General features: G+C 66.9%; 24 protein-coding genes. 23 read left to right on the forward strand and 1 reads right to left on the reverse strand.

Translation table 11 applies throughout. The features are described from left to right. Nucleotides 1-88 precede the first annotated feature (88 nt). The 10 genes from efp (at nt 89) to GK109_RS19335 (ending at nt 9,590) form a co-directional block, all read left to right on the forward strand. Nucleotides 89-652 carry an elongation factor P gene (efp, locus tag GK109_RS19290; protein WP_321213624.1) on the forward strand — a complete coding sequence of 188 codons (564 nt, stop codon included), beginning with the start codon at nt 89-91 and terminating at the stop codon, nt 650-652. Then, nucleotides 652-1,062, forward strand: a complete 411-nt coding sequence (gene nusB, locus GK109_RS19295; RefSeq protein WP_311217652.1) for a transcription antitermination factor NusB — start codon at nt 652-654, stop codon at nt 1,060-1,062. Before efp ends, nusB begins: the two co-directional genes overlap by 1 nt. A gap of 160 nt (nt 1,063-1,222) precedes the next feature. Continuing rightward, a complete protein-coding gene (locus GK109_RS19300; protein WP_157243165.1) occupies nt 1,223-1,909 on the forward strand; it encodes a GntR family transcriptional regulator in 687 nt (228 codons plus the stop codon). A 163-nt stretch (nt 1,910-2,072) separates the two neighbouring features. Then, nucleotides 2,073-3,077 (forward strand): sugar phosphate isomerase/epimerase, encoded by a 1,005-nt coding sequence (locus tag GK109_RS19305; RefSeq protein WP_157242072.1) that lies wholly within the window; start codon nt 2,073-2,075, stop codon nt 3,075-3,077. A gap of 97 nt (nt 3,078-3,174) precedes the next feature. Next, the gene (locus GK109_RS19310; RefSeq protein WP_157242073.1) at nt 3,175-4,953 is read left to right on the forward strand and encodes a dihydroxyacetone kinase family protein; all 1,779 of its coding nucleotides are present in this window, start codon (nt 3,175-3,177) and stop codon (nt 4,951-4,953) included. Further along, a complete protein-coding gene (locus GK109_RS19315) occupies nt 4,950-5,468 on the forward strand; it encodes a ribose-5-phosphate isomerase (RefSeq protein WP_157242074.1) in 519 nt (172 codons plus the stop codon). Before GK109_RS19310 ends, GK109_RS19315 begins: the two co-directional genes overlap by 4 nt. Nucleotides 5,469-5,470: 2 nt before the next feature. Beyond that, nucleotides 5,471-6,463 carry a 3-hydroxyacyl-CoA dehydrogenase family protein gene (locus GK109_RS19320; protein WP_157242075.1) on the forward strand — a complete coding sequence of 331 codons (993 nt, stop codon included), beginning with the start codon at nt 5,471-5,473 and terminating at the stop codon, nt 6,461-6,463. Nucleotides 6,464-6,491: 28 nt separating this feature from the next. Next, on the forward strand, nt 6,492-7,259 hold the full coding sequence (locus GK109_RS19325; protein WP_157242076.1) for an SDR family NAD(P)-dependent oxidoreductase: 768 nt from the start codon (nt 6,492-6,494) through the stop codon (nt 7,257-7,259). A gap of 160 nt (nt 7,260-7,419) precedes the next feature. After that, a complete protein-coding gene (locus GK109_RS19330; RefSeq protein WP_157242077.1) occupies nt 7,420-8,772 on the forward strand; it encodes an MFS transporter in 1,353 nt (450 codons plus the stop codon). Nucleotides 8,773-8,780: 8 nt separating this feature from the next. After that, nucleotides 8,781-9,590: a triose-phosphate isomerase family protein gene (locus GK109_RS19335; RefSeq protein ID WP_157242078.1), complete on the forward strand. Its 810-nt coding sequence runs from the start codon at nt 8,781-8,783 to the stop codon at nt 9,588-9,590. 12 nt (nt 9,591-9,602) lie between these two features. On the opposite strand, the gene GK109_RS19340 is transcribed toward GK109_RS19335, so the two are convergent. Further along, nucleotides 9,603-10,880, reverse strand: a complete 1,278-nt coding sequence (locus GK109_RS19340; protein WP_157242079.1) for a PrsW family intramembrane metalloprotease — start codon at nt 10,878-10,880, stop codon at nt 9,603-9,605. 189 nt (nt 10,881-11,069) lie between these two features. On the opposite strand from GK109_RS19340, the gene pyrR reads away from it, so the two are divergent. From pyrR to GK109_RS19405, 13 genes are all read left to right on the forward strand, one after another. Further along, a complete protein-coding gene (gene pyrR, locus GK109_RS19345; protein WP_157242080.1) occupies nt 11,070-11,657 on the forward strand; it encodes a bifunctional pyr operon transcriptional regulator/uracil phosphoribosyltransferase PyrR in 588 nt (195 codons plus the stop codon). Then, nucleotides 11,654-12,679 (forward strand): aspartate carbamoyltransferase catalytic subunit, encoded by a 1,026-nt coding sequence (locus GK109_RS19350; RefSeq protein WP_157242081.1) that lies wholly within the window; start codon nt 11,654-11,656, stop codon nt 12,677-12,679. Before pyrR ends, GK109_RS19350 begins: the two co-directional genes overlap by 4 nt. Continuing rightward, nucleotides 12,679-14,019, forward strand: coding sequence for a dihydroorotase (locus GK109_RS19355; RefSeq protein WP_157242082.1), 1,341 nt, complete (start codon nt 12,679-12,681; stop codon nt 14,017-14,019). The genes GK109_RS19350 and GK109_RS19355 overlap by 1 nt, the downstream gene beginning before the upstream one ends. Next, entirely contained in the window at nt 14,019-14,540 is a 522-nt protein-coding gene (locus tag GK109_RS19360) for a hypothetical protein (RefSeq protein WP_157242083.1), read from the forward strand. The genes GK109_RS19355 and GK109_RS19360 overlap by 1 nt, the downstream gene beginning before the upstream one ends. After that, a complete protein-coding gene (carA, locus tag GK109_RS19365) occupies nt 14,521-15,840 on the forward strand; it encodes a glutamine-hydrolyzing carbamoyl-phosphate synthase small subunit (RefSeq protein WP_157242084.1) in 1,320 nt (439 codons plus the stop codon). The genes GK109_RS19360 and carA overlap by 20 nt, the downstream gene beginning before the upstream one ends. Next, nucleotides 15,840-19,154 carry a carbamoyl-phosphate synthase large subunit gene (carB, locus tag GK109_RS19370; RefSeq protein ID WP_157242085.1) on the forward strand — a complete coding sequence of 1,105 codons (3,315 nt, stop codon included), beginning with the start codon at nt 15,840-15,842 and terminating at the stop codon, nt 19,152-19,154. Before carA ends, carB begins: the two co-directional genes overlap by 1 nt. Further along, complete coding sequence (pyrF, locus tag GK109_RS19375) at nt 19,147-20,019, forward strand: orotidine-5'-phosphate decarboxylase (protein ID WP_323057117.1); 873 nt, start codon at nt 19,147-19,149, stop codon at nt 20,017-20,019. The genes carB and pyrF overlap by 8 nt, the downstream gene beginning before the upstream one ends. Nucleotides 20,020-20,129: 110 nt before the next feature. After that, nucleotides 20,130-20,459: an integration host factor, actinobacterial type gene (gene mihF, locus GK109_RS19380; protein WP_157242087.1), complete on the forward strand. Its 330-nt coding sequence runs from the start codon at nt 20,130-20,132 to the stop codon at nt 20,457-20,459. 34 nt (nt 20,460-20,493) lie between these two features. Then, nucleotides 20,494-21,090: a guanylate kinase gene (gene gmk, locus GK109_RS19385; RefSeq protein WP_370460708.1), complete on the forward strand. Its 597-nt coding sequence runs from the start codon at nt 20,494-20,496 to the stop codon at nt 21,088-21,090. A gap of 15 nt (nt 21,091-21,105) precedes the next feature. Then, nucleotides 21,106-21,366: a DNA-directed RNA polymerase subunit omega gene (gene rpoZ, locus GK109_RS19390; RefSeq protein ID WP_321213611.1), complete on the forward strand. Its 261-nt coding sequence runs from the start codon at nt 21,106-21,108 to the stop codon at nt 21,364-21,366. Nucleotides 21,367-21,400: 34 nt separating this feature from the next. Continuing rightward, entirely contained in the window at nt 21,401-22,642 is a 1,242-nt protein-coding gene (gene coaBC, locus GK109_RS19395) for a bifunctional phosphopantothenoylcysteine decarboxylase/phosphopantothenate--cysteine ligase CoaBC (RefSeq protein ID WP_370460709.1), read from the forward strand. 86 nt (nt 22,643-22,728) lie between these two features. Further along, nucleotides 22,729-23,964 (forward strand): methionine adenosyltransferase, encoded by a 1,236-nt coding sequence (metK, locus tag GK109_RS19400; protein ID WP_321213609.1) that lies wholly within the window; start codon nt 22,729-22,731, stop codon nt 23,962-23,964. 233 nt (nt 23,965-24,197) lie between these two features. Further along, nucleotides 24,198-26,237 (forward strand): primosomal protein N', encoded by a 2,040-nt coding sequence (locus tag GK109_RS19405; RefSeq protein WP_231755123.1) that lies wholly within the window; start codon nt 24,198-24,200, stop codon nt 26,235-26,237.

Genomic DNA, 26,237 nt, shown 5'->3' on the forward strand with positions numbered 1-26,237 from the left:
GACAAACACGCGCCGGCAGTCCGTTTGGGTTGCCTGCCCGGCATACAACGTCTGACAACGCGACCAGACAGAGAAACCAGAGGAAACAGTGGCAACCACTAACGACATCAAGAACGGAACGGTCCTGAAGCTCGAGGGCCAGCTCTGGAACATCATCGAATTCCAGCACGTCAAGCCAGGCAAGGGCGGTGCGTTCGTTCGCACCAAGATGCGCAACGTGATGTCCGGCAAGGTCGTGGACAAGACGTTCAACGCCGGGCTGAAGATCGAAACCGCAACGGTTGACCGCCGTGACTACCAGTACCTGTACCAGGACGGCGCCGACTTCGTGTTCATGGACACCTCAGACTTCGACCAGATCACTGTCTCCGGCGCAACGGTAGGCGATGCCACCAACTTCATGCTCGAGAACCAGATGGTCAACATCGCCATTCACGAGGGCACCCCGCTGTACATCGAACTCCCGCCCAGCGTCGTGCTGGAAATCACCTACACCGAGCCGGGCCTGCAGGGCGACCGCTCCTCTGCGGGCACCAAGCCCGCAACCCTGGAAACCGGGTACGAGATCCAGGTTCCGCTGTTCATTGAAAACAACACCAAGGTCAAGGTAGACACCCGCGACGGCAGCTACCTGGGCCGGGTCACTGAGTAGTGAGCGCACGCGGTAAAGCCCGTAACAGGGCACTGGACGTTCTTTTCGAAGCTGAGCAGCGCTCGGTTTCGGCCTTTGACGTGATCCGCTCCCGGCGGGAAAAGACCGACCAGGTAATCAACCCGTACACCATCGAAATCGTTGAGGGCGTGCTGTCCCAGCAAACCGCCATCGACGAGTTCCTGGAGACGTACTCCCAGGGCTGGAGCCTTGAGCGGATGCCGTCGGTGGACCGCATCATTTTGCGCATCGGCACTTGGGAACTCCTGTACAACGACGATATTCCGGACGGCGTGGCGGTGAGCGAAGCGGTGGCGTTGGCCAAGACGCTTTCCACTGACGAGTCGCCCCAATTCATCAACGGCCTCCTGGGCCGGCTTCAGCAGCTGAAGCCTTCCCTGCTCGCATAGCCAAACTGACAAGCCCCGTCCCGGCAAGCCTGGACGGGGCTTTTCGGTGCCTAGCCTGCCCGCGGGGCCGCGGCCGGGTGGCAGGTCCCGGATCGTTGGAACCCTATAGGATCTGAACATGCAGAAAGCCCCCAAGGACAACGGGCCCCGGCCGGAGGACATGGCGACGGCCCGCCGGCCGGGCCGCGCTGTCAACCGCCAGGTGCTCGCCGACCACGTCTACGCGGAACTCCTGGCGTCCCTTATGGACGGCCGCCTGGCGCCGGGAGCCGTGGTCAGCATTGACGGCACCGCCCGGGACCTGGACGTCTCGCCCACGCCTGTCCGCGAGGCGCTGGCGAGGCTGGAGCACACGGGCATGGTCCGGAGGGTGGCCCTCAAGGGGTACCGGGTGGCTCCGGTCTTCACAAGGGAGGACTTCGCCGAGCTCATGGAGGCGCGGCTGGCTATCGAACCCGTGAACGCCAAGCTGGCCTGTGAACGGATCGGCCAGAAGGGCCTGGCCGAACTGGAAACGGCGGTGGAGGACCTGAAGGCCGCTCCACGGGGCCCGTCCTTCGCCGAGTTCAAGGACTACCTGGAAGCGGACGAGCGTTTTCACCAGCTCATCGCCCGGCACACCGGCAACCAGTTCATGGAAGCCGCCTATGCGTCCCTCGGCGGCCAGATCCAGCGGTTCAGGCTCTTCGGGGGAGTGGGAATTACCGACGCCGACAGTGCAATCGCCGAACACCAGGCTGTCCTGAAGGCCCTTGCATCGGGCAACCCCGGCACGGCGGAGGCCGCGATGGCCGAGCATATCCGGCAGGTCCGTGCGCGTGCCATGGCTGATGCCCCGCCAGGCTGAACCAGCCCTCCCGCCCAACTAGGTAGCGCCAAGTGTCGTTTTGAACCCCCAAAACGACACTTGGCGCTACTTAGTTGGGTTGCCCCCGCCTCTGTGTGACCTTGACAACACTCCGTTAATAATAAATCCTATAGGAAAGAGGATCTAGCAAGGGAGCTACACCATGGCGTACACAGCCGACAACTGGCCCATCACTGCAGCACTGCTGCAGTTTCCGGCAACAGACGCCCGGGGTGTGCACGTGAACGACGCCGAAGCCTCCGTCTGGGCCGGTGTCCTGTCCGAGGTGAAGGAGGCCGGCTTCGCCAATGCCGACCTCACGGACAGCTGGGTCCGGCCGGGCGATCTGAGCCAAGGGCGCCTGGCCGAGTTCAAGGAGGCCGCGGACGCTGTTGGAATCGGCGTACCGGTCATCTCGGCTATCCGCCGCAGCGTCATCGAAGAAGGCAGGTGGGAAGAAAACCTGGCCTACAGCCACCGCACCATTGACGCCGCAGCAGCGCTGGGCTGCGAGGTTGTCTCCTTTGGACTCCACCAGGCCATCACGGCGGAGCAGCAGAAGCAGCTGTGGTTCTGGACGGTGGAAGGCTACAAGGACCCCGAAGGCAACAGGGAAGCGTGGAACAACGCCGTGACGCGCCTCCGTGAACTGGGCCGGCACGCGGCCGAGGTGGGCGTCCTGCTGTCCCTGGAAATGTACGAGGACACGTACCTGGGCACCGCCGACTCCTCCGTGAAGATGGTCCAGGACATCGGCCTCGCCAACGTCGGCCTCAACCCGGACCTCGGCAACCTCATCCGGCTGCACCGGCCCATCGAGGACTGGCGCGAGATGGTGGCCAAGACCCTGCCGTACTCCAACTACTGGCACATGAAGAACTACATCCGGGACGAGGACACGGCCCGCGACATGTATGTCGCCATGCCGGCACCCATGGAGAGCGGCCTCATCAACTACCGCGAGGCCTTCAAAGTCGCCTTGTCTGCGGGCTTCCAGGGCATCCTTTGCACCGAGCACTACGGCGGCGACGGACTGAGCGTCACCGCCAGCAACCAGGACTACCTCCGCCGCCACGTCCTCCCCAAGACCGACGGCTACGCACTCGGGCAGAGCCGGGTGGCGCAGGGGAGGCAGCTGCCCGCCGCCCCGGAACTCAGCAGCGTCTGATCCATGGCGCCTGGTGCGGCCGGCATGCATTCGGTGGCGGCCGCACCAATTCAGACTCCCGGCTTTACTTCTCCAACTCGGATTCAATGAGGAAACCATGACCCAGATCTTCGACAACCCCGCTGATTTCGCGGATGAGGCACTGGACGGCTTTGTGGCAGCCAACCGCGGGTACGTCGCCCGGGTGGACGGCGGCGTGGTCCGCTCCACCGAGGTGCCCGCCGGCCAAGTGGCCCTGGTGGTGGGCGGCGGATCCGGCCACTACCCGGCCTTCGCAGGCCTCGTGGGACCGGGCCTCGCCACGGGCTCCGCCTGCGGCAACATGTTCGCTTCCCCGGCAGCCGGCCAGGTCTACCGGGTGGCCAAGGCCGCCAACGCGGGCGGGGGCGTGCTGCTGAGTTACGGCAACTACGCAGGCGACGTGCTCCACTTCGGGCAGGCCCAGCTGCGGCTTAACGCCGAAGGCATCGAAACCCGCACCGTCCTGGTCACGGACGACATCGCCAGCGCTCCGCTGGACCAGATCGAGAAGCGCCGCGGCATTGCCGGGGACCTGACGGTCTTCAAGATTGCCGGCGCCGCGGCCGAAGCAGGACTGGACCTCGGCGCCGTCGAACGCCTGGCCATCCGGACCAACTACCGCACCCGTTCCCTGGGTGTGGCCTTTGACGGCTGCACGCTGCCGGGAGCGGACGCGCCGCTGTTCCACGTGCCCGCCGGGCAGATGTCGCTGGGCCTCGGCATCCACGGCGAGCCGGGCATCTCCGAACACCCCATGCCCACCGCCTCCGAACTCGCCGAACTGCTGGTCTCCAGGCTCCTGGCGGACAAGCCCGACGACGCCGGGAACCGTGTGGTGGCCATCGTCAACGGCCTGGGCACGGTCAAGTACGACGAGCTGTTCCTGCTTTTCGGGAAGATCGAAAAGCTCCTCACCGCCGCCGGCCTGACGGTGGTGGAGCCCGAGTGCGGCGAGCTGGTCACCAGCCTGGACATGTCCGGACTCTCCCTCACCCTGCTCTGGCTGGACGACGAGCTGGAGCGGTACTGGGCCGCACCTGCCGACACCCCCGCCTTCCGCAAGGGCAACCTGGCTCCGCGGGCCCGCCGTGAGCTGGCCGGACCGGAAGACGCCGTGGCCGGTGAAGCGGAGAACACGACGGCGGCAGCAGCCGAGCTGGGCCGGCTGGCCGCCGCCGTGCTCGCCCAGGTGCAGGGCGTCGTCGTCGAGCATGAAGTGGAACTGGGGAACCTGGACGCCATCGCGGGCGACGGCGACCACGGCATCGGCATGCGCCGCGGCGTGGACGCGGCAGCGGCGGCCGCGGCTGAAGCAGCGGCAGCCGGAGTTTCCGTGGAGCGCGTGCTGACGTCGGCCGGGGAGGCCTGGAGTGAACGTGCCGGCGGCACCTCCGGTGCGTTGTGGGGATCAGCCGTGATTGCGGCCGGGCTCGCGCTCGGCAACAAGGACTCGTACCGCGGCGGCGACGCGGCCGCTGCCGTGGCCGCGTTCGTGGATGCCATCACCGGACTGGGCGGGGCTGAACCTGGCGACAAAACCATGGTGGACGCGCTGCTTCCCTACCAGGAGGCTTTCCGGGCAGCGTTCGACGGCGGCACGCAGGTCAAGGGGGCACTGGCGGCAGCGGCCGCTGCTGCCCGGGAGGCGGCCGATGCCACGGCTTCCCTCCGTCCGCTCAAGGGCCGTGCCCGCCCCCTGGCGGAGAAGAGCCTGGGGCATCCCGACCCCGGAGCCGTATCCTTCGGCCTCATCGCCTCCCGTATAGCACGCTATGCCGAATCCGGCACAGCCGACAACCCACTGACTGATTCCCGGCTGGCCGCTTCCGCGGCCGGAAATGGAGCACAAGAATGAGCGCAGGACAGAACACAGGACAGAATCCCGGACAGGGCGCGGCAGCAGGGTGGCGCATCGTCATTGGCAACGATGAAGCCGGGGTCGAGTACAAGAATGCCCTGAGGGCGCTGCTCGAGGCAGACAGCCGTGTGGCGTCCGTCGTCGACATCGGCGTAGGCGCGAACGACTCGACCGCGTACCCGCACGTGGCCGTGGACGCCGCCCGCAAGGTGGCAGACGGCGAGGCAGACCGCGCCCTGCTGATCTGCGGTACCGGCCTGGGGGTGGCCATCGCGGCCAACAAGGTCCCGGGCGTCCGTGCGGTTACGGCCCACGACGGCTACTCCGTGGAACGTTCGGTCCTGAGCAACAACGCCCAGGTCCTCACCATGGGCCAGCGCGTCATCGGCCTCGAACTGGCCAAGAAGCTGGTGGGCGAATGGCTCGACTACCGCTTCGACGAGACTTCAGCCTCCGCCGCCAAGGTGGACGCCATCTGCTCCTATGAGCCCGACTACACGAAGGCAGTCTGACCATGACCGAAACAGCAAGCACCCCGACTCCAACGGACGCCAACAGCGCGCGGAAGATCGCCGTCGTCGGCTCCGGCTACATGGGCGGCGGCATCGCCCAGGTCCTGGCGCTCGGCGGAGCGCGCGTGGCACTGGCGGACGTGTCCGCCGAGGTGGCCCGGGGCAACTACGACCGCCTGCTGGCCGAATCGGACCAGTTCGTGGCCGACGGCCTTTTCCCCGCCGGTTCCACAGAGATCCTGAAGCAGAACCTCTGGGCCGCCAAGGACATCGAGGAAGCGGTGGCGGACGCTGACTTCATCGAAGAAGCCGTCCCCGAGGTCATCGCCATCAAGCATCAGACGCTGGCCCGCATCAGCGCAGCGGCGCGGCCGGATGCCATCATCGGCTCCAACACCTCCACCATTTCCATCGCCGAACTGTCCGGGCCGGTCATCCACCCGGAGCGCTTCCTGGGCGTCCACTTCTCCAACCCGTCGCCGTTCATCCCCGGTGTGGAAATCATTCCCCACGCCGGCACGTCCGCATCAACAGTGGGGACAGCCCGCGACCTGGTCCACGCCGCCGGCAAGCAGACAGCAGTGGTCAAGGACGTCACAGGCTTCGTGCTCAACCGCCTGCAGTATGCGCTGTTCCACGAAGCTGCCCAGCTGGTGGAGCAGGGGATTGCGACGGCGGACGACGTCGACACACTGGTCCGCACCACCTTTGGTTTCCGGCTGCCGTTCTTTGGGCCCTTCGCCATCGCGGACATGGCCGGGCTGGATGTCTACAACTTCTGCTACAAGTCCCTGCAGACCGACTTCCCGGAGAGGTTTGCCACGCCCAGGATCCTCAGCGACCTGGTGGAGGCCGGGAAGCTCGGCACGAAGACCGGCGCCGGCTTCCTCAATGTCCCGGCCGAACGCACCCCCGAGCTCATCGCCTACCGCAACAGGGCCTACGTGGCCATGCAGAAACTGCTTGATGAGCTCGGCCCGGCACCCATCGGCTGACCATCCCTTCCTACTCCCAGGAGCAACCATGAGTGTTTTCCCTGCACGACGCACCGCCATCGTCACCGGGGCGGTCTCTGAGCGCGGCATCGGCCGGGCCACCGCCAACTACCTTGCGGCCCAGGGCTGGAACATCGGCATCATCGACCTCGACGACGCACTGTGCAAGGCCACAGCCAAGGAACTGGCATCCCGCTACGGCGTGCAGGCCCATGGCGCCGGTGCCGATGTGGCTGACGAAGGCTCCGTCCGCGCCGCGGTCGACTCAATCGAAGCCGAGCTGCCGCAGGTGGTGGCCCTGGCCAATATTGCCGGCGTCAGCTCCCCGGTTCCGTACCTGGACCTTGACGCGGCCGAGTGGGACCGCGTGCTGAACATCAACCTGAACGGCGTCCACTACGCCACCCGCCGGGTCGCGGAGTCAATGGTTAAGAACCGGATCGGTCGGATCGTCAATATCTCTTCGGTGTCCGCCCAGCGGGGCGGCGGAACGTTCTCCAAAACGCCCTACTCGGTGGCGAAGGCCGGCGTGATCGGGCTGACCCGCTCCACCGCCCGCGAACTGGGGGAGTACGACATCACCGTGAACGCCATCTCCCCGGGCCCGATCGATACCGACATCATGGGCGGCACCCTCAGCGAGGAACGCAAGGAAGAACTCACCCGCGACCTGGTGGTCAACCGGGTGGGATCCCCCCGCGACATCGCTGCCGCCATCGCCTTCCTCATCAGCGAGGACGCCGGCTATATCTCCGGCCAGACGCTGAATGTGGACGGCGGCCTCTACATGCACTAGGAAAGGACCCCCCATGGGCGCCTGGACCAAGGAACGACGGATCTACCTGGCAATCGGCGTGCTCGCCTGCCTGGCGGGCGTGGTTCTCATCGCCTTCCCGCTGTAACCGGGCATCAACGTGCACCGATTTCCACGCTTACATACTCAAAGAGGAGTTTAGATGTCCCTAACAGCAGCATCCACCAAGGAGCTCCTGGACTCGCCGGTCCTTAAGTCGGCGATCTCCAAGGCCTCCTTCCGGCTCATGCCGATGCTCGTCATCCTGTACATCGTTGCGTTCCTGGACCGTACCAACGTGGGCTTCGCGGAGGCGGCGCTCGGGGTGGACCGCGGGGTCACCGCGGGGGCCTACGCCCTTGGCGCCGGTATCTTCTTCATCGGCTACGCACTGTTCGAAATTCCCAGCAACCTGCTCCTAACCAAGTTCGGCGCAAAGGTGTGGCTGGCCCGCATCGCCATCACCTGGGGCATCGTGTCCGCCTGCTTCGCCTTCGTCCAGGGCGAGACTTCCTTCATCATTCTGCGTTTCCTGCTGGGTGTAACCGAAGCAGGCCTGTTCCCCGGCGTCATCATGTTCCTCGCTGCCTGGTTCCCCAACAAGGTGCGCGTGAAGATGTTCGCCATCTTCTACCTCGCGCAGCCGTTCTCGCAGATGATGGGTGCCCCGCTGTCCGGCTGGCTGATCAACATTGGCGACCAGGTTCCCGGCGTGGCCGGCTGGCAGGTCATGTTCTTCGTGGAAGGCATGCTCGCCGTTGTGGCCGGCATCGCCGCCTACTTCTTCCTGATCAACAGCCCCCAGGACGCCAAATTCCTGGGCCCCGGGGAAAAACAGGCCCTGCTGGATGTCATGGCGCTGGAGGACACCGTCAAGGAAGAAACCGGCCCCCGAGGCGTCGTTGCCGCCATGAAGAACCGCAAGGTCTGGTACTTCACGGCCATCTACTTCTGCCTCCAGGTGGCTGTGTATGGCGTGACGTTCTACCTGCCGCAGCAGGTGTCCCAGCTGACCGGCCAAAAGGTCGGACTGATGGTGGGCCTGCTGGCAGCGATCCCGTGGTTCTTTGGCATCTTCGCCTGCTACTTCATCGGCCGGGCCGCCAACACCATAGTCCGCCGCCGTGTCTGGGGCACCGGCCTGTTCCTCTCCACCGGCCTGTGCATCTTCGGCTCTGCCTGGGCGGGAGCAAACCATATCCCGGCCCTGGGCATCCTCTTCATCACCCTGGCGGTGTGCAGCTTCCTGTCCATCGGCCCCATCGCCTGGTCCTACCCCACGGCCTTCCTCACCGGAACGGCAGCCGCCGCGGGCATTGGCCTGATCAACTCGCTGGGCAACCTGGGCGGCTTCGTGGCCCCGATCCTGCGCACAACGGTCAATCAGGTCACGGCGTCGGACACCGGCACCATGGGGGTCTACGCGCTGGGCGTCCTGCCGTTCGTGGCCGCCATCATGATGTACGCCACCAAGCGGTTCCGCAACAAGGCGGACGACCTGCTCGATCATAAGTGATCGAACCCATGCCCGACTGCAGCACAACGGACCGTCAGGGCACCGAAACGGTGTACGTCGGCGTCAGCACCAAAATGTACCTGGGCTACGCCGACTCCCTTGAGTGGCTCACCGGCATCCGGCACGAAGTGGACACCCGTCCGGCCCTTGCGGCCGGGCGGGTGGTCCCGTTCGTCGTCCCCAGTTTTCCGGTGCTGCCGGCCGCCGGCCGGATCCTCGAAGGGTCGCCGGTCCGCCTCGGCGCGCAGAACTGCGGCTGGGCGGACGGGCCCTGGACGGGGGAAGTGGCTCCGTCCATGCTGGCTGATCTGGGCGTCCTCCTGGTGGAGATCGGCCACGCCGAACGCCGCGCCCACTTCGGCGAAACTGACGGCATTGTGGCGCTCAAGGTCCGGGCAGCGGACGACGCCGGGCTGACGCCGCTGCTCTGCGTGGGAGAAGACTCCTTGGGGGAAAGCTCCCCCCGTCACGCCGCCGTCGTTGTGTACAGGCAGATCCGGGCGGCCGTTGGCGGCGACTGGGCGCTGGCCGCCCGGGTCATCGTGGCCTACGAACCTGTCTGGGCCATCGGGGCAGCAGAGCCGGCGGACACCGGGTACGTGTCCGACGTCGTCAGCCACCTCCGCGCGCTGCTCGCCGGGCATGGGCTAGTGGGGCTCCCGGTCATCTACGGCGGGTCAGCCAAGCCCGGCGTGTTTCCCAGGCTCAGCGGCGTTTCCGGGCTGTTCCTGGGCCGCTTTGCCCACGATGCCGCGAACTTCGGGAAGGTACTGGACGAGGCGCTGGCACTGACTTCGAGGGCGTACCCCGCGAGGTGAGCGGGCGGGGCGTCAGCCGGCCACGGCGGCCCGCAGGGCCAGGATGCGCTGCAGCTGCTGGCGCTCCTCAGCCTGGTGCAGCTGGACATCGCGGCCGCTCAGGATGCGCTGCCGGGTATTCGCCAGATGCGTGGCGGCCTTCAGGAACTCCCTCATCTGCCTTTTCCTGCCATAGCTGCCGGCCCAGTTCAACGCCGTCCGCCGTCCGCCCACGGTGGCCAGGAGCTCCACCTCAGCGGGAGTGAACCAGCCTGCCGCCGAGTACTCGAGCAGCCGCTGCCGGGTCAGCCTCTTCTCCGCGACGCGCAGCAGGATGATGCCGCCTACAGCGAGGAGGAAGATGGGCACCTGGACCAGGATGTAGTCCGCCAGGAAGCCCTGCCCCATGCTGTTCCAGCGGTTGTGCAGGAACATGGCAGGCAGCAGCCCCACCAGGAAAGCGGCCACCGAGGCGCCGGTATGCCAGCGCCGGGCGGCGAACCCCATGACCAGCCCGGTGGTGCCCGTGAAGATCGCATGCGCAAAGGGCGACATGACCCCGCGGAGGAAAAAGACCTGGGCGAAGTCGCCTGCGGGATCTGCCGACTCCGCGATGGCCCTGCCGAAGTACAGGATGTTCTCGGTGAAAGCGAAACCCCCGGCGATGGTGAACGCGAAGACCACGCCGTCCACCGGCCCGTCAAAGTGTTTCCTCGCCAGCAGGAGCAGTATCAGCAGCCCCAGGGATTTGGCGAACTCCTCCACGACGGGCGCCTGCACCGTGGCCATGTAGGTTCGGAGGTCCGCCTCGTCAGAAAACTGGAACGCCAGGACGAAAAACGGCTGGATGAGCAGGGTCACCGCAATGGATACGGCGGCGCCCCACGTGAAGGCGAAGTACAGCAGCCGCTTTGGCTCGGGCTCCCACTTGTCAATGATGTGCACGGCCAGGAGCACCACGGACAGGGGGATCAATGATGCGAGGAACCCCACAACGAACCCGGCCGCCCCCGTGCTGGACAGCAGGAACGGCACCACCAGGAAAAGGCTCAGGAGGGCCAGGACACTGACGCCGACGGTCAAACCCAGCAGGCCGCTGCGGGACCTGGCCGCCTTCACCATGGTTCCCTGGTCCTGCGGCGGCACCACAGTTCCAACCGGTGCCCCCTCATGCCCGGGCGCCGGACGGTAGTTCCCGGGCTGCACGTGCCCCATCCAGCTGGGGTTGGCCTGGGCGGGCAGCGGCGCCGTTCCCCGCCCCCAGGGGTCTTCCGGCCGGCCGGACGCAGGGTTGCTCGGATGCATCGACATACCGAAAAGCCTAGGTGTGAGTCGCCCGGACGCCTAAGACCACGCCTTGCCGGTTCCACTAAGCCGCCTGGGTGTGACCATCACCGCGTCCTCCCGACGCATGTCCAGGGAGGCCGCTGTGGTAATTTTGAGACGCACATGATCCTTTTTTAATTCCGTCCCGTGAGGCGGGGAAAGGGGAGACGAGCGTTGACTTCTGTCACCAGCGCACCGGTTCCAGCCAGGGTTGTCCTCAGCCAGGCGGACATTGACCGGGCGCTCACTCGTATCGCCCATGAGATCCTTGAGGCCAACAAGGGATCGCAGGACCTCGTCCTGCTGGGCATCCCGCGCCGCGGTTTCCCGCTGGCTGTCCGGCTCGCCGAAAAAATCGCCGCCGCGGATCCCACCGTTGACGCAGCGGCCATCGTCGGCCAGCTGGACGTCACCATGTTCCGCGACGACCTCTCCCACCAGGGCACCCGGCCGCCGTACCCCACCAAGCTGCCGCGTACGGGCATCGACAACAAGGTGGTGGTCCTGATCGACGACGTCCTCTACTCCGGCCGCACCATCCGCGCCGCCCTGGACGCCCTCGTGGACCTCGGCCGCCCCCGCATCGTCCGGCTCGCCGTCCTGATCGACCGGGGCCACCGGGAGCTTCCCATCCGGGCCGACCACGTCGGCAAGAACCTGCCGACGTCATCCGCGGAAAAGGTCAGGGTCCGGCTGGAGGAAACCGATACCGCCCCCGGCGGCGTACCCGTCAACGAAGTAGTCATCGAGGGCCGCTCATGAAGCACCTGCTCTCCACCGAGGACCTCAGCCTTGCCAGCGCGATCCGTATCCTCGACACCGCCGAGGAGATGGCTGCCGTGGGCGACCGCGAGGTCAAGAAGCTCCCGGCCCTTCGCGGCCGTACCGTGGTGAACCTCTTCTTCGAAGATTCCACCCGCACCCGCATCTCCTTCGAGGCCGCCGCCAAGCGGCTCTCGGCGGATGTCATCAACTTCGCCGCCAAGGGATCCTCGGTGTCCAAGGGGGAGTCCCTGAAGGACACCGCCCAGACGCTGTCCGCCATGGGCGCGGACGCCGTCGTGATCCGCCACTGGGCCTCCGGTGCGCCGCACCGCCTGGCCGCAACCGACTGGATCGACGCCGCCGTCATCAACGCCGGGGACGGCACCCACGAACACCCGACCCAGGCACTGCTCGATGCGTTCACCATGCGCCGGCACTGGGCCCGCCTGGCCGGCACCGGTTCCGAAGGCGCAGACCTCAAGGGCATGCGGGTGGCCATTGCCGGGGACGTCCTGCACTCGCGGGTGGCGCGCTCCAACGTCTGGCTCCTGCGTACCCTCGGTGCCGACGTCACCCTCGTGGCGCCGCCCACCCTGCTGCCCATCGGCGTCGAAAAGTGGCCCTGCAAGGTCAGCTACAACCTGGACGAGACCCTCGAACAGGGCGTGGACGCGGTCATGATGCTCCGCGTTCAGGGTGAACGCATGAATGCATCCTTCTTCCCCAGTACCCGTGAGTACTCCCGCCGCTGGGGCTTTGATGACAACCGTCTGCGGGCGCTGGACACCCTGGGCATGAAGGACACCATCATCATGCACCCCGGCCCGATGAACCGCGGCCTGGAAATTTCGGCGGCAGCCGCTGATTCACCGCGTTCCACCGTGCTGGCCCAGGTCCGCAACGGCGTCTCGGTGCGCATGGCCGCACTCTACCTGCTGCTCTCCGGGGACACCCGCGGACCAGCCGCCACCCCCGCCCTGGCGTACGCCGGCATCCATCCCACCAAGGAGAGCAACTGATGGCAGCCAACACCGGAACCTACCTGATCCGCGGCGCCTCGATCCTGGGCGGCGAACCGGCGGACCTCCTGATCCGCGACGGGCTGATCGCTGAGCGTGGGACGGGTCTTTCAGCCGACGGAGCCACAGTGGTCGATGCCGCCGGCCTGGTGGCCCTGCCCGGCATGGTGGACGTCCACACCCACCTCCGCGAACCCGGCCGCGAAGACGCCGAAACCGTGGAGACCGGAACCCGGGCCGCCGCGCTGGGCGGTTACACCGCTGTCCATGCGATGGCCAACAGCACTCCCGTGGCAGACACCGCCGGCGTGGTGGAACAGGTCTACACCCTCGGCCAAACGGCCGGCTGGGTGGACGTCCGGCCCGTCGGCGCCGTCACCGTGGGCCTGGCCGGGGAACAGCTCGCCGAGTTGGGCGCCATGGCCGATTCCCGCGCCAGGGTCCGGATGTTCTCCGACGACGGCATCTGCGTCCACGATCCCGTCCTCATGCGCCGTGCGCTGGAATACGTCAAGGCGTTCGACGGCGTGGTGGCCCAGCACGCGCAGGAACCCCGCCTGACAGCCGGCGCCCAGATGAACGAGGGCGAGGTGTCCGCTGTGCTGGGGCTGGCAGGGTGGCCCGCGGTGGCCGAGGAAAGCATCATTGCCCGCGACGTCCTGCTGGCCCGGCATGTCGGGTCCCGGCTCCACGTCTGCCACGTCTCCACCGCCGGTTCGGTGGAAATCATCCGCTGGGCCAAGGAGCGCGGCATCAACGTCACCGCCGAGGTCACCCCGCACCACCTGCTCCTGACCGACGACCTGGTCCGCAGCTACGACCCCGTCTACAAGGTGAACCCGCCCTTGCGGACCGACGCCGATGTCCAGGCCCTGCGCGCCGGCCTCGCGGACGGCACCATCGACGTCGTGGGCACGGACCACGCACCGCACCCCAGTGAGCACAAGGAATGCGAGTGGGCGCAGGCGGCCATGGGAATGACCGGACTGGAAACTGCCCTGTCCGTGGTCCAGCACACCATGATCGAAACCGGCCTGATCACCTGGGCGGATTTTGCCAGGGTGACCTCCACGGCGGCCGCGGCGATCGGCCGCCTCGAGGACCAGGGCCGGCCGCTGGAAGCGGGGGAGCCCGCCAACATCACCTTGGTGGACCCGGCCGCGCGCTGGACCGTGGAGCCCGCAAAGATGGCCACGATGGGACGGAACTCCCCGTTCAAGGGCATGGAACTGCCCGGCAAGGTGGTGGCCACGTTCTTCAAGGGCCACCCCACCGTCCTCAACGGCGAGCTCAACACCCCGTACCCGTACGGGTCGGCCACAACCGCAGGCGCAGCCTGATGGACACCAAGCTGCTTTCGCTGGTCATCACGCTGGGCCTCATCGCCATAGCATTTGCCCTTATCTGGATGGGCTGGCGGAACCGCCTCCGACGCCAGTCCGACGTCGAACGGTTGCCCGTGGTGCCGGAGGCGCCGGGGGAGCCGCTCGCCGCAGCCGAGGGCCAGTACGTAGCGTCCACCACCGCCGGTGACTGGCTGGACCGGATCGCCGTGCATGCGCTGGGCATCCGCACCAATGCCACGCTGGAGGTCTACCCGCACGGCGTCCTCTTTGACCGTTCCGGGGCTCCGGCGCTCTATATCCCGGCGGCGTCCCTGGCCGGCGTGCGGCTGGACAGCGGGATGGCCGGAAAGTTCGTGGAGAAGGACGGCCTCCTGGTCCTTGCCTGGGCGCACGGCAGCCATGTGCTGGACACCGGCTTCCGGACCAGGCGCGCAGAGGACAGGGACGTGCTCATCGCAGCACTTCAGGAATTGATTTCTTCGGCCCCCGCGGCTGATGCCAATAGTGGAAAGTAAGACAGTGACAACAAACACCGCAGTAACCGCCCCAGTTTCCGCTCCCGTGTCCGCTCCAGCTGCGCTGGTGCTCGAAGACGGCCGCATCTTCCGCGGAAGCAGCTACGGCGCCACTGGAACCGCGCTGGGCGAAGCAGTCTTCGCCACCGGCATGACCGGCTACCAGGAAACCATCACGGACCCCTCCTACGCCCGCCAGCTCGTAGTGCAGACCGCTCCGCACATCGGCAACACCGGCGTGAACAATGAGGACGCCGAGTCCCGCCGCATCTGGGTCGCCGGCTACATCGTCCGCGATGCCGCCCGCCGCCCGTCCAACTGGCGCTCCGAGCGTTCGCTGGACGAGGAGCTGGTGGCACAGGGCATCGTCGGCATCCAGGGCGTGGACACCCGCGCCATCACCCGCCACCTGCGCGAGCACAAGACCATGCGCGCCGGCATCTTCTCCGGCGAGGCCGCCCAGGCCACGGACAAGGAACTGCTCGACGCCGTGCTGGCCAGTGCCCCGATGGAAGGCGCCCGGCTGGCCGAGGAAGTCAGTATCGACGAAGCCTACGTGGTGGAACCCAAGGACCACGGCTGGGACGGTGAACCCCGCTTCAGCATCGCCGCCATCGACCTTGGCATCAAGGCCATGACCCCGGTCCGGTTCGCCGAGCGCGGCGTCCGCGTGCACGTGCTTCCGGCCACCGCAACCCTGGCGGACGTCAAAGCCGTCAACCCGGACGGTTTCTTCATGTCCAACGGCCCCGGGGACCCCGCCACAGCCGACGCCCAGGTCAAGCTCCTCCGCTCCGTCCTGGACGAAAAGCTGCCCTACTTCGGCATCTGCTTCGGCAACCAGATCCTGGGCCGTGCGCTCGGCTTCGGCACCTACAAGCTGAAGTACGGCCACCGCGGCATCAACCAGCCAGTCATGGACCGGCGCACCGGCAAGGTGGAGATCACCTCTCAGAACCACGGCTTTGCAGTGGATGCACCGCTCGACGGCGCCACGCAGGCACCGGAGGCACGTTACGGCCGCGTCGAAGTCAGCCACGTCAGCCTGAACGACGATGTGGTGGAAGGCCTCGCCTGCCTGGACATCCCCGCCTTCTCCGTCCAGTACCACCCGGAAGCAGCCGCGGGACCGCACGACGCCGCGTACCTCTTCGACCGCTTCATTGACCTGATGGAGGGCACCCGGAACGGCAAGACCGCCAACCTGTCAAAGGAACCGGTGGACTCCGCCCATCCCGCTGCCGGTACCACTGCTGGTGCCGGCCACAACAACGACAACAAGACTGAGGACAAGAAGTAATGCCGAAACGTACAGATCTCAAAAGCGTCCTCGTCATTGGTTCCGGCCCGATCGTCATCGGCCAGGCCGCCGAGTTCGACTACTCCGGCACGCAGGCGCTGCGCGTCCTGAAGGAGGAGGGCCTGCGGGTCATCCTGGTCAACTCCAACCCGGCCACCATCATGACGGACCCCGAGTTCGCCGATGCCACCTACATCGAGCCCATCACCCCCGAGGTGGTGGAGAAGATCATCGCCAAGGAACGCCCCGACGCCGTGCTGCCCACACTGGGCGGGCAGACCGCGCTGAACACGGCCATCGCGCTGGACAAGAACGGCGTGCTGGAGAAGTACAACGTGGAGTTGATCGGCGCCAACATCGCCGCCATCGAGCTTGGCGAGGACCGCGAGAAGTTCAAGGGCGTGGTGGAGCGCTGCGGCGCCGAGTCCGCCCGCAGCCACATCATCCACACCATGGACGAGGCATTGAAAGCCGCCGAGGACCTCGGCTACCCCATGGTGGTCCGGCCCTCCTTCACCATGGGCGGCCTGGGCTCCGGCCTCGCCTACAACGAGGACGACCTCCGCCGCATCGTGGGACAGGGCCTGCAGTACAGCCCCACCAGCGAGGTGCTGCTCGAAGAGAGCATCCTCGGCTGGAAGGAATACGAGCTAGAGATGATGCGCGACAAGAACGACAACGTCGTGGTGGTCTGCTCCATTGAAAACTTCGATCCCGTGGGCGTCCACACCGGCGACTCCATCACGGTGGCACCGGCCCTCACCCTCACCGACCGGGAATACCAGCGGCTGCGCGACATCTCCATCGCCGTCATCCGTGAAGTTGGCGTGGACACCGGCGGCTGCAACATCCAGTTCGCCATCGACCCCGCCACCGGCCGCGTCGTGGTCATCGAGATGAACCCCCGGGTGTCCCGGTCCTCGGCGCTGGCGTCCAAGGCCACGGGGTTTGCGATCGCCAAGATCGCCACCAAGCTTTCCCTCGGCTACACGCTGGACGAGATCCCCAACGACATCACCCAGAAGACTCCGGCGTCCTTCGAGCCCACGCTCGACTACGTTGTGGTCAAGGTTCCGCGGTTCGCGTTCGAGAAGTTCCCGGCGGCGGACAACACCCTCACCACCACCATGAAGTCCGTGGGCGAGGCCATGGCCATGGGCCGCAACTTCACCGAAGCCCTGCAGAAGGCACTGCGCTCCCTGGAGCAGAAGGGCTCGCAGCTGGACTTCAGCTCCGTCCCGGAATGGGAAGTGCCGGACCTCATCGAGAAGGCAAAGCGCCCGACGACGGAACGGCTCCACCAGGTGCAGCGCGCCCTCCTGGGCGGCGCCACCGTTGAACAGCTCTTCGAAGCCACCAAGATCGACCCCTGGTTCCTTGACCAGCTCCAGCTCCTCAACGAGATCTCCCGGGAAATCCGCCAGGCCGGCGCGCTGACGGCTGACATGCTCAAGCGGGCCAAGCGCCACGGCTTCTCCGACGAGCAGATCGGCTCCCTCACCCACAACTCCGAGGCCGTGGTCCGCGGAGTGCGCCAGGCCCTGGGCATCCGCCCCGTCTACAAGACCGTGGACACCTGCGCCGCCGAGTTCGCCGCGTACACGCCCTACCACTACTCGGCCTACGACGAGGAGGACGAGGTTGCGCTGCACTCCAAGCCGTCCATCCTGATCCTCGGCTCCGGCCCCAACCGCATCGGCCAGGGCATCGAGTTCGACTACTCCTGCGTCCACGCCTCCATGGCGCTGCGCAAGGCCGGCTACGAGACCGTCATGGTCAACTGCAACCCGGAAACCGTCTCCACCGACTACGACATCTCCACCCGCCTGTACTTCGAGCCGCTCACGCTCGAGGACGTGCTGGAGGTCATCGCCGCCGAGGAACGCACCGGCGGCGTGATGGGCGTGTTCGTCCAGCTCGGCGGCCAGACCCCCCTCAAGCTGGCCCAGCAGCTGGCCGACGCCGGCGTCCCCATCCTTGGCACCTCCCCGGAGGCGATCGACCTCGCCGAGCACCGCGGCGCCTTCTCCCGGGTCCTGGACAAGGCCGGCCTCATCTCCCCGAAGAACGGCACCGCCGTATCCTTCGAGGACGCCAAGAAGATCGCCGACGAGATCGGCTACCCGGTCCTGGTCCGCCCGTCCTACGTGCTGGGCGGCCGCGGCATGGAGATCGTCTACGACGAGCCCAACCTGTCCCGCTACATCGCCAACGCCACGGAAATCACCCCGGACCATCCGGTGCTGATCGACCGCTTCCTGGAGGACGCCGTCGAAATCGACGTCGACGCGCTCTTCGACGGGACGGACATGTACCTGGGCGGCATCATGGAGCACATCGAGGAAGCCGGCATCCACTCCGGCGACTCGGCCTGCGTCCTGCCGCCCATCACCCTCGGCACGAATGTCCTGGAACGGGTCCGCACGGCAACCCGCGCCATCGCCGAAGGCGTGGGCGTCCGCGGCCTGATCAACATCCAGTTCGCCCTCGCCTCGGATGTGCTGTACGTCCTGGAAGCCAACCCCCGCGCATCGCGCACGGTGCCGTTCGTCTCCAAGGCCACCGGCGTGCAGATGGCCAAGGCCGCCGCCCTGATCGGCACCGGCGTGACCATCAACCAGCTCCGCAGCGCCTACAAGATGCTGCCGGAGACCGGTGACGGATCCACCCTGCCCCTGGACGCCCCCGTCTCCGTCAAGGAGGCAGTCCTGCCGTTCAGCCGCTTCCGTACGCTGGAAGGCAAGGTTGTGGATTCCCTGCTCGGCCCGGAAATGCGCTCCACCGGCGAGGTGATGGGCATCGACAAGCACTTCGACACCGCCTTCGCGAAGAGCCAGGCCGCCGCCAACAACGCACTGCCCACCGAAGGCAAGATCTTTGTCTCTGTTGCCAACCGGGACAAGCGCTCGGTGATCATGGGCGTCAAGCGGCTCTCCGACCTCGGTTTCGAGATCGTGTCCACCGGCGGCACCGCCGACGTCCTGCGCCGCAACGGCATCCAGGCAACGCCGGTCCGCAAGGTGGCAGAAGGCAGCAGCGCCGAAGGCGAAGGCACCATCGCCGACCTCGTGATCGCGGGTGAGATCGACATGGTCTTCAACACGCCTTCCGGCGGCGAGGCCCGCAGCGACGGCTACGAACTCCGGGCCGCGGCCACGTCCATCGGCATCCCCTGCATCACCACGGTGGCCGAGTTCAACGCCGCAGTGCAGGCCATCGAGGCCATGCGGACCTACGAATGGTCGGTCACCAGCCTGCAGGAGCATGCCGCTGCCCTGGCCGAGTCCCAGAAGGCGGCGCTGCAGCGTGCCTGAGCAGGCACCAGCGTCCCCCGCAGTGCAGGGCCGGGAGCCCTTCGGCTCCCGGCTTGGCGCGGCCATGGCCGCCCGGGGTCCGCTCTGCGTCGGGATCGATCCGCACCCTGCCCTGTTGAAGGCCTGGGGGCTGGCGGACGACGCCGGCGGGCTGAGGCGGTTTTCGCTGACAGTTTTGGAGGCCGTGGGTTCGCTCGCTGCCGCCATCAAGCCGCAGGTGGCGCTGTATGAGCGCCACGGGTCCGCCGGCATGGCTGTCCTGGAGGAGCTTCTTGCCGAAGCGCGCGATGAGTCGGTGCTCACCATCGCCGATGCCAAGCGCGGCGACATCGGATCCACCATGGCCGCCTACGCAGACGCCTGGCTCCGTGACGATTCCCCGCTGGCAGCGGATTCGGTGACACTCAGCCCGTACCTGGGTTTTGAGTCCCTGCGGCCAGCCCTGGACCTCGCTGCCGCGACCGGCCGCGGCGTCTTCGTCCTTGCCCTGACGTCCAATCCGGAGGGCGCCTCGGTCCAGCACGTCGGCGGAACCGATTCGGTGGCCCGGAGGATTACCGAAGCCGCCGCGGCGGAAAACCGGCGCTACCCGGGGAACCTGGGCTCCGTGGGCCTGGTGGTGGGTGCAACCGTGGGCTCGGCCCTCGCTGAACTGGAACTGGACCTTGCCGCGGTCCGCGGCCCGCTCCTGGCGCCGGGCCTCGGGGCCCAGGGCGCCACGCCCGCCGACCTCCGCGCCACGTTCGGTACGGCCTACCCGCAGGTCCTCGGAACATCCAGCCGGGACATCCTGTCCGCCGGGCCGGACCTGCGCGGCCTGCGGGACGCCGCGCAGCGGACCCTGCACGGCCTCCGCAGCGAATAGCGGCGGGTTTCACCGGATGCATTGATTCGGGCAGCACCAAAGGGTAGTTTCAGGACAGGTCCAAGGGCGGCCGCCTTTGGACACAGTCCGCCGAATCCGGGGGTGTCCACATGGTCCTGCGACCGTTATCCGCGTCGGAACGGGCTGACGCGCTGAACAAGGCGGCAGCAGCCAGGGCCACCCGCGCGGCGGCCAAGGAAAGCCTGAAGAACGGTGAGAGGTCCGCGGCGGACATCATCGACTCCGCGCAGCAGGACGACGCCCTTGCGCGGATGAAGGTTTCGGAGCTGCTCGAGGCCCTTCCGGGCATCGGAAAGGTCCGGGCCGCGATCATCATGGGCCAGTTGGGAATCGCCGCTTCCCGCAGGGTCCGCGGCCTGGGCGTTCACCAGCGCCGGGCGCTGGTAGATTTTATAGACGATAACCAGGGCGGGCCCTAAACCCGCCTTAACCCAAACCCCGGCAAAGGAATACGTGAGCAAGAAACCTGGATTGACAGTCCTCGCTGGCCCGACGGCTGTTGGCAAAGGCACCGTGTCCACCTACATCCGGGACAACTATCCCGAGGTCTGGCTGTCCGTATCCGCCACCACCCGCGCACCCCGCCCCGGAGAGCAGGACGGGGTCCACTACTTTTTCAAGTCCAAGGAAGAGTTCGAAAAACTCGTGGCTGACGGTGAACTCCTCGAATGGGCAGTGGTCCACGGCCAGAACACCTATGGGACCTTGAAGAGCACGGTGGACCAGGCCATCGCCGAGGGCCGGTCCGTGCTCCTGGAAATCGACCTGCAGGGTGCCCGGCAGGTCAAGGCCGCTGTCCCGGACGCCCAGTTTGTGTTCCTGGCCCCGCCCAGCTGGGACGAAATGGTGCGCCGCCTGGTGGGCCGCGGCACGGAATCCCCCGAGGAACAGCAGCGACGCCTGGAAACCGCTAAACTGGAACTTGCTGCTGAACCGGAGTTCGACCATACCGTCATCAACGACGACGTTCGCCGGGCAGCGGACGAGCTTGTTTCACTCATGGGGCTGACCCCGCATCCGCACGGTTTGCCGGAACCGTCAACCCGCTAGAACTTTGGAGAATTCGTGTCCACGAACCTTGAAGGCATCATCAACCCGCCGATCGACTCGCTGCTTAAAGCGGCGGATTCCAAGTACGGCCTGGTGATCTTCGGTGCCAAGCGTGCTCGTCAGATCAACGCCTACTACGCCCAGCTGCACGAGGGCCTTTTCGAATACGTCGGCCCGCTGGTTGACACCAAGCTGAACGAGAAGTCCCTCTCGATCGCCCTTCGCGAGATCAACGAAGGCAAGCTGGTCTCCACGCCGATCCAGCCGGCAGAGTAAAACTGCCGCCTGACGTACTGGTGACGGAGGCCACGTGCGCATAGTCCTCGGAGTCGGGGGAGGGATTGCCGCCTACAAGGTGGCGTCGCTCCTCCGGCTTTTTACTGAAGCCGGGCACAACGTGACCGTGATTCCCACGGAGGCGTCCACACGTTTTGTGGGCAGCGCCACCTGGGAGGCGCTATCCGGGAATCCGGTCAGCAACAGCGTCTTTGACGACGTCCACCAGGTCAACCACGTGCGTCTCGGCCACGAGGCAGACCTCGTGGTCGTCGCTCCGGCCACGGCGGACCTCCTGGCGAAGGCTGCAACCGGACAGGCCGGGGACCTCCTGACGAACACGCTGCTGATGGCTCACGGGCCGGTGCTGTTTGCCCCCGCCATGCACACCGAAATGTGGCAGCACGCGGCCACCCGCGCCAATGTCGAGACCCTCCGCGGGCGCGGGGCCGCGGTCCTGGAGCCGGCCACCGGGCGGCTCACGGGTGCAGATTCGGGCCCCGGCAGGCTTCCCGAGCCGGAAGCCATTTTCGCCGCCGCCATGGCCCTGGTGGAGGGCCGGCAGGACTTTCAGCTTCCGCTGGCCGGCCGCACAATCACCATCAGCGCCGGTGGCACCCGCGAGCCCCTGGACCCGGTGCGGTTCCTGGGCAACAGGTCCTCGGGCAAGCAGGGTGTCGCCCTGGCCGTAGCCGCCCGGAATGCAGGGGCAAACGTCCGGCTCCTCGCAGCGCACATGGAAGTTCCGCCGCCGGCTGGCGTCGAGGTTGTCCAAGTGGAGACCGCCCTGCAATTGCGGGAGGCGGCGCTGGCGGCGGCAGCTGATTCCGACGTCGTCATCATGTCCGCGGCAGTGGCGGACTTCCGCCCCGCGGAGGTCTCGGACACCAAGATCAAGAAACGTGATGACCGGACCGATCCCGTGATCACCTTGGTCCGCAACCCGGACATCCTGCTTGAACTGGTGGAACTGCGCAACAGTACCGTCCAAGTGGAGGGGCACCAGCTCATTGTCGGCTTCGCGGCGGAGACCGGAGACAGCGACGGCGATGTCCTGGCCCACGCCGAAGCGAAGCTGCAACGCAAGGGCTGCGACCTGCTGGTGGTCAACCACGTGGGTACGGACAAAGTGTTTGGCCAGGACACCACTTCGGTTGTCATCCTTGCCCGCTCCGGGTCCGAACCACAGGAGGCGTCCGGAACCAAGACCGAGGTGTCAGCGGCCATCATCAGCCGGATCGCCTTTGAACTGAATGCCGTTTCGCCCCGCGCCTGAGTGTTTCAGGCCACGTTTGCTTAGCACGGAGACATCTCCCGGCGTCTCCTGCGGGGCGGGCGTATTCCAACCAGTAAGGTAGTTAAGTGACTTTACCGCTGCACCTTCCCCACACTTCCGGGGCCACGCCTCCCGCGCTTCGGCTCTTCACTTCCGAGTCGGTCACCGAGGGCCACCCGGACAAGATCTGCGACCAGATCAGTGACGCCATCCTGGACGCGCTGCTGGCCGCCGACCCCGAATCCCGGGTCGCGGTGGAGACAATGGCCACTACCGGCCTGGTCCACGTTGCAGGCGAAGTCACCACCGATGCCTACGTGGAGATTCCGCAGATCGTGCGCGAAACCATCCTGGGCATCGGCTACGACTCTTCAGCCAATGGATTCGACGGCGCCCGCTGCGGAGTGTCCGTATCCATCGGCCAGCAGTCCAACGACATCGCCGGGGGCGTGTTCAACTCCCTGGAGGCCCGTGAGGGGCGCCAGGAAGACGATTACGACCTTCAGGGCGCCGGCGACCAAGGGCTCATGTTCGGGTACGCCAGCGATGAAACCCCCTCCTACATGCCCGTGCCCATCTGGCTGGCACACCGGTTGTCCGAGCGCCTCACCGAAGTGCGCAAGTCGGGCCAGTTGGCCTACCTGCGTCCGGACGGCAAGACCCAGGTGACGGTCGGATACGACAAAGACGTTCCGGTCTCGGTGGAAACGGTGGTTATCTCAAGCCAGCACGCCGAAGGTGCAAGTCTTGACCAGCTCCGCGCCGACCTCGCGTCGATCGTCATCGAACCGGTGCTCGCAGGTGCCAACCTGGACCTGTCCCGGGTGCGCAACATCCTCAACCCTGCCGGTGAGTTCGTGATTGGCGGGCCCGTGGGCGACGCCGGCCTCACCGGCCGCAAGATCATCGTGGACACGTACGGTGGCATGGCCAGGCACGGCGGCGGGGCCTTCTCCGGCAAGGACCCGTCCAAGGTGGACCGCTCGGCTGCCTACGCCATGCGGTGGGTTGCCAAGAACGTGGTGGCGGCAGGACTCGCCAAGCGTGCGGAGATCCAGATTGCGTACGCCATTGGCCAGGCCCGTCCCGTAGGTACCTACGTGGAAACCTTCGGGACTGAAACCGTCGATCCGGCCCGGATCAGCGCCGCCATCGCGGAAATTTTCGACTTGCGCCCCCGTGCCATCATCGATGCACTGGACCTGAAGCGCCCCATCTATGCCAAGACGGCAGCCCACGGCCACTTTGGCCGCGACGAGCCGGACTTTACCTGGGAGCGGCTGGACCGCGTTGATGACCTGAAGGCGTTCTTCAACGCCTAAGCCCCGGTGGGTCGCCCTGAGCCTTTTTGCCTTGGGAATCATTGCCTTCGGCGGAATGTCACCGCCCTGTGGTTGGCTGGACATGTCCACACGGGAGCTGAACGGAGGTAACGGCCATCGCTGCTGACAGGACCCTCAAGCCATTCCTGGACATCCCGGACGCCGTGCAGCCTACCCTGCTGCAGGGGTTTCCTTCCGCGTCCCGGCCGCCCGGACCGCAGCTGTCAAAGAACATGCCCGTGGCCAGGGTCCTGGTGGAATCCTCCCTTCCGCACCTGGACCGGCTTTTCGACTACGGGGTTCCGGAGGCCCTCGACGAGTCCGCCAAGCCGGGAGTCCGGGTCAAAGTCAAGTTCAACGGCCAGGACCTCAACGGGTTCATCATGGAGCGGGTGGCAGAGTCCGACGCCGGGCACACCCTGGTGCCGCTGGCGAAGGTTGTGTCCCCGGTGCCGGTGCTGACGCCCGCCGTCCGGGAGCTTGTTTCCTCCGTCGCCGCACGCTACGCCGGGACGGTCAGCGATGTCCTCCGCGTCGCCGTCCCGCCCAGGGTGGCCAGGCTGGAAAAGGAGTTCGCGTCAGCGGAGCCGGAGGGGCCGGCAGTCCCGGACCAGGCAGAACCCCGCGAGGCCACGGCCCTGCAGGCCGGTCCCGCGCAGGACGCCCTGCCGAGTGCCTGGGCGGCCTACCATAACGGCCAGGCCTTCCTGCAGCACCTGGCCGGTGGCGGTTCGCCCAGGGCCGTGCTGAACCCGCTGCAGGGATTCGGTCCGGGTGGGTGGCCCCAGCTGCTGGCGGAGGCCGTGGCCGCCGCGTACGCATCAGGGCGCGGCGCCGTGGTGGTTGTGCCCGATTACCGCGACCTTGACCGCCTTGAAGAGGCGCTCCACTGCCTGCTGCCCGAAGACGCAGTTGCCCGGCTGACTGCCGACGACGGACCCACCCCGCGCTACCGGAGTTTCCTGCGGCTCCTGGCAGGGACTGCCCGGGTTGCCATCGGCACCAGGTCGGCAGCTTTTGCACCCGTCAAGGACCTGGGCCTGGTGGCCTGTTGGGACGACGGCGACGACCTCCACATCGAGCAGCGCGCCCCGTATGCGCACGCCCGCGAGGTGCTGCTCCTGCGGGCTGGGCAGGAGGATGCCGCGTGCCTCCTTGCAGGCCACTCCCGAAGCACGGAAGCCCAGCGGCTGGTAGAAGCGGGCTGGGCACGTGCGGTCGAAGCCGGCCGCCCTGACGTCCGGAGGACAGCTCCGCGCATCGTCAACACTGCTGACAGCTTCGAGCAGGAGCGGGATCCGCTGGCCAGGATCGCCCGCCTGCCCGGCGCCGCGTGGCGGGCCGCCAAGGAGGGGCTGGAGCGCGGACCGGTCCTGGTCCAGGTGGCCCGCGCCGGTTATGCGCCGTCACTGGCCTGTGAGATGTGCCGGGAGCCGGCGCGCTGCGGCAGCTGCCAGGGACCACTGGCCGTGGCAGGCGCCAGCGGCACGTCCGCCATGCCCCAATGCCGCTGGTGCTCCACCCCGGCGCCGGACTGGCACTGCGTGCACTGCGGCGGCAGGCGCCTGCGCAAGGGTGCCACCGGAGTGATCAGGACAGCTGAGGAACTCGGCCGTGCCTTTCCCGGGAAGACCGTCGTTACTTCCTCGGGAGACCAGGTAAAGGCTGAGGTGGGTCCGGGCAAGGCGCTGGTGGTGGCCACGGTGGGTGCCGAACCGGTAGCGGACGGGGGATACGCGGCTGCACTGCTCCTGGACGGTGATTCACTCCTGCGCCGGGAGACGCTGCGCGCCGGCGAGGATACGGTGCGTCGGTGGTTCAATGCAGCCGCTCTGGTGCGTCCGGCGGCGGACGGCGGGCTGGTAGTGGTCACGGCCGCGGATACAGCTGCCGTGGGTGCACTGCTTCGCTGGGACCCCGCCGGTTATGCGGAACGGGAACTTTCCCTGCGCATGGAGCTGCAGCTTCCCCCCGCGGTCCGCCTCGCCTCCGTCACCGGGCCGCGCGCCGCCGTCGAACATTACACCGGTGCCGTGTCAGCGGAACTTGCCTCCAGCGGGATCACCTTACGGACCGCCGGGCCCGCACCCGTGGTGCTCAGCGGTCCGCCGTCGCCCCGCCGTTCAGCGGAGGATGTGCGCACCCTGCTCTTCTTCCCCTACGGACAGGCTGCGTCCGTCACCCGTGTCCTGCGGGTCACCAGGGCCGCGGCCGCTGCGAAACGCTCCAGCGAGCCTTTCCAGCTCCGGCTGGACGGCATCGACGTCCTCTAG

This window comes from Pseudarthrobacter sp. GA104 (assembly GCF_009741265.1).
GTDB lineage: Bacteria > Actinomycetota > Actinomycetes > Actinomycetales > Micrococcaceae > Arthrobacter.

What these genes read in the sequence shown, in the direction of transcription:
- GK109_RS19355 (WP_157242082.1), top strand. Translation starts at nt 12,679, where the DNA reads ATGGCAGCCAACACCGGAACCTACCTGATCCGCGGCGCCTCGATCCTG.
- GK109_RS19315 (WP_157242074.1), top strand. Translation starts at nt 4,950, where the DNA reads ATGAGCGCAGGACAGAACACAGGACAGAATCCCGGACAGGGCGCGGCA.
- GK109_RS19360 (WP_157242083.1), top strand. Translation starts at nt 14,019, where the DNA reads ATGGACACCAAGCTGCTTTCGCTGGTCATCACGCTGGGCCTCATCGCC.
- GK109_RS19305 (WP_157242072.1), top strand. Translation starts at nt 2,073, where the DNA reads ATGGCGTACACAGCCGACAACTGGCCCATCACTGCAGCACTGCTGCAG.
- GK109_RS19330 (WP_157242077.1), top strand. Translation starts at nt 7,420, where the DNA reads ATGTCCCTAACAGCAGCATCCACCAAGGAGCTCCTGGACTCGCCGGTC.
- GK109_RS19405 (WP_231755123.1), top strand. Translation starts at nt 24,198, where the DNA reads ATGCCCGTGGCCAGGGTCCTGGTGGAATCCTCCCTTCCGCACCTGGAC.
- GK109_RS19340 (WP_157242079.1), bottom strand. Translation starts at nt 10,880, where the DNA reads ATGTCGATGCATCCGAGCAACCCTGCGTCCGGCCGGCCGGAAGACCCC.
- GK109_RS19335 (WP_157242078.1), top strand. Translation starts at nt 8,781, where the DNA reads ATGCCCGACTGCAGCACAACGGACCGTCAGGGCACCGAAACGGTGTAC.
- mihF (WP_157242087.1), top strand. Translation starts at nt 20,130, where the DNA reads ATGGTCCTGCGACCGTTATCCGCGTCGGAACGGGCTGACGCGCTGAAC.
- GK109_RS19350 (WP_157242081.1), top strand. Translation starts at nt 11,654, where the DNA reads ATGAAGCACCTGCTCTCCACCGAGGACCTCAGCCTTGCCAGCGCGATC.
- GK109_RS19310 (WP_157242073.1), top strand. Translation starts at nt 3,175, where the DNA reads ATGACCCAGATCTTCGACAACCCCGCTGATTTCGCGGATGAGGCACTG.
- carB (WP_157242085.1), top strand. Translation starts at nt 15,840, where the DNA reads ATGCCGAAACGTACAGATCTCAAAAGCGTCCTCGTCATTGGTTCCGGC.
- GK109_RS19300 (WP_157243165.1), top strand. Translation starts at nt 1,223, where the DNA reads ATGGCGACGGCCCGCCGGCCGGGCCGCGCTGTCAACCGCCAGGTGCTC.
- GK109_RS19325 (WP_157242076.1), top strand. Translation starts at nt 6,492, where the DNA reads ATGAGTGTTTTCCCTGCACGACGCACCGCCATCGTCACCGGGGCGGTC.
- GK109_RS19320 (WP_157242075.1), top strand. Translation starts at nt 5,471, where the DNA reads ATGACCGAAACAGCAAGCACCCCGACTCCAACGGACGCCAACAGCGCG.
- carA (WP_157242084.1), top strand. Translation starts at nt 14,521, where the DNA reads ATGCCAATAGTGGAAAGTAAGACAGTGACAACAAACACCGCAGTAACC.